The organism is Streptococcus sp. GMD1S (assembly GCF_000296875.1).
Lineage (GTDB): Bacteria > Bacillota > Bacilli > Lactobacillales > Streptococcaceae > Streptococcus.
Window position 1 is genome coordinate 1 of the sequence record NZ_AJQY01000347.1, and the last position, 2,647, is coordinate 2,647.

1 protein-coding gene and 1 pseudogene are annotated in these 2,647 nt (G+C 43.3%); one reads left to right on the plus strand and one right to left on the minus strand.

The window, feature by feature from the left end:
* The coding region (locus tag GMD1S_RS10105) for a cation-translocating P-type ATPase (protein ID WP_000032434.1) at positions 1-1,595 on the minus strand (1,595 nt) is incomplete at its 3' end.
* Positions 1,596-1,901: 306 nt separating this feature from the next.
* On the opposite strand from GMD1S_RS10105, the pseudogene mntE reads away from it, so the two are divergent.
* Positions 1,902-2,647, plus strand: a pseudogene (gene mntE / locus GMD1S_RS10110) (CDF family manganese efflux transporter MntE); the annotation flags it as partial.

Genomic DNA, 2,647 nt, shown 5'->3' on the forward strand with positions numbered 1-2,647 from the left:
GCTTCGGCACGTTCAGGGTCAATCATTCCAATCAATCCAGTAAAGATCAAGTTGTTTTCAAGCTCTTCAGAAGTCAGGTTTTCTGGAATGCTGTCTACAATCTTATAAGCACCCGCAAGAACACGCAAGGCTTGGTGAGCCATTTCAGAGTTGTTTGTGTGAATTAAGTCATTAACTTTCTCATCAATCGGAGCAACATCTCCAGCCTTATCACGAGCAACACAACGTTTCAAAAGTTGGTCAGGGGCTCCCTTGACTGCTACGAGGAATTTACCATCTGGTAATGGATGAACCGTTGACATGAGTTTACGATCTGAGTCAAATGGTAACTCAGCTACACGAGGATATTGCTCTAAAAATCCTTTAACATCATAGCCCTTGTCCAAGGCATACTGGATGAAGGCTGTTTCCGTTGGATCCCCAATCAGGTTTCCTTCTGCATCAATCTTAGTATCATTAGCCAAAACAACAGAACGAAGAAGAGGCATTTCAAGACCTAGTTCAATATCATCAGCTGAATCATGTAGGACTGCATCATAGAAGACTTTTTCGACTGTCATCTTGTTCATGGTAAGCGTACCAGTCTTATCAGAAGCGATGATCTCAGTTGAACCAAGTGTTTCAACTGCTGGCAACTTACGAACGATAGAGTTTCGTTTTGCCAAAACTTGAGTACCAAGGGCAAGAACGATGGTCACGATAGCAGGAAGTCCTTCTGGGATGGCTGCAACAGCAAGCGCAACAGATGTCATCAACTCACCAAGTGGATTTTTACCTTGAATGAAGACTCCGACTACAAAAGTAACAAGGGCAATGACCAAAATTGCATAGGTCAAGACCTTAGAAAGGTTGTTCAAGTTTTGTTTGAGTGGTGTATCCGTCTCATCCGCATCTTGGAGCATGCCAGCGATATGACCCACTTCCGTGTACATACCTGTATTGACAACAACGCCAAGACCACGACCATAAGTCACATTTGAGTTTTGGAAGGCCATATTGACACGGTCACCAATACCAGCATCTGCAGAGAGCTCGACAGTCAAGTCTTTTTCGACTGGAACAGACTCACCTGTCAAAGCTGCTTCTTCGATTTTAAGAGAATTAGCTTCTAGCAATCGTAGGTCTGCTGGCACCACGTCACCTGCTTCAAGAGCAACGATATCACCTGGTACCAATTCTTTTGAATCAATCTCAGCCATATGCCCATCACGAATAACGCGAGCAGCTGGACTAGACATAGACTTGAGGGCTTCGATGGCTTCTTCTGCTTTTCCTTCTTGGTAAACACCGAAGGCAGCGTTGATGATAACCACGGCTAGGATAATGATGGCATCTGCGATATCTTCCCCACCAGAAGTTACGACTGACAAGATAGCCGCAGCAACTAGGATGATAATCATCAAATCCTTAAATTGCTCGATAAACTTGACTAGGAGTGATTTTTTCTCACCCTCTTCCAGTTCATTGCGTCCATATTCAGCTAGACGTTTCTGCGCTTCGCTTGACGAAAGACCCTGTTCAGTTGCTTCAACTGACTTCAAGACCTCTTCAGGACTTTGAGTGTAAAACGCTTGGCGTTTTTGTTCTTTTGACATGTGTCTCCTCCTTGACATTGTGTGCAAAACAAGTTCTCTTTTAGTTTTATGACAAACAAAAAGAGACCTGTTAATCATAACAAGTCTCGCTGTTTAAGATAGTGCCGGAAAACATACTTTTCAGTATACAATTCGGAATGACGACACTATCACAGGTTTCTGCCAGCTACTCCCTTGAGTAGTACTATTATATCAAAATTTGAACATTTTTCAAGGGTTTAAATCCGATGAAACAAGACTAAATTTGAATTTTCCCTTGAAAACCAGTATAATGGTAGAATACTATATGCCTAGAAAGGAAGCCCGATGAACCAATCCATGTCAAATCTCAAATTGGCAGAACGTGGAGCCATTATCAGCATTTCGACCTACCTCCTCTTGTCTGCGGCAAAATTGGCAACTGGTCACCTCCTGCATTCTTCCAGTTTGGTGGCAGATGGTTTCAACAACGTATCCGATATTATTGGAAATGTTGCTCTCTTGATTGGGATTCGGATGGCCCGCCAACCTGCAGACCGTGACCATAGCTTTGGTCACTGGAAGATTGAAGATTTGGCTAGCTTGATTACTTCCATCATCATGTTCTATGTTGGTTTTGATGTACTTCGGGACACCATTCAGAAAATCCTTAGTCGGGAACAAACACCCATTGATCCTCTGGGTGCAACTCTAGGAATCATTTCTGCAGCGATTATGTTTGTGGTCTATCTCTACAATACACGCCTCAGTAAGAAATCCAAGTCCAAGGCGCTCAAGGCTGCCGCCAAGGACAATCTTTCCGATGCTGTCACCTCGCTTGGGACTTCCATTGCTATCTTAGCCAGCAGTTTCAATTACCCTATCGTGGATAAATTGGTCGCTATCATCATCACCTTCTTTATCTTAAAAACAGCCTATGATATCTTTATCGAGTCTTCCTTCAGTCTTTCAGATGGTTTTGATGACCGTCTGCTAGAGGACTACCAAAAGGCCATCATGGAGATTCCAAAGATTAGTAAGGTCAAGTCCCAAAGAGGGCGGACCTACGGTAGCAATATCTACCTTGATATCAC